Genomic DNA, 280 nt, shown 5'->3' on the forward strand with positions numbered 1-280 from the left:
CGGCCATCGTCATGGCCCATGAGATCGGCCATAACTTCGGCGCCAACCACGACAATGTGGAAGCCGACCAGGTCGACAACCCGGAGCGTTACTGCGGCAACGGCCATATCATGTCCAGCTTTGCCGACCCCAGCGCCACCGGCTTTTCCCGTTGCTCGGTAACCCAGATGACGGCCAAGGTCGACAGCCTCAGCAACCACGATGCCTGCTTCAACTACCCGGTGGATGCAGGATTCAGCGCTGACAGCGCCAACCCGGAGCGCTTTGATAACAGCACCGG

General features: G+C 61.1%; 1 protein-coding gene. It reads left to right on the forward strand.

Features of this window, described 5'->3' with window-relative positions; all coding sequences use genetic code 11:
- A partial coding sequence (locus A3714_RS10460) for a reprolysin-like metallopeptidase (RefSeq protein WP_197463409.1) occupies nucleotides 1-280 on the forward strand: 280 nt, incomplete at both ends.

It is taken from the genome of Alcanivorax sp. HI0007 (assembly GCF_001635525.1).
In the GTDB taxonomy this organism is placed as follows: domain Bacteria; phylum Pseudomonadota; class Gammaproteobacteria; order Pseudomonadales; family Alcanivoracaceae; genus Alcanivorax.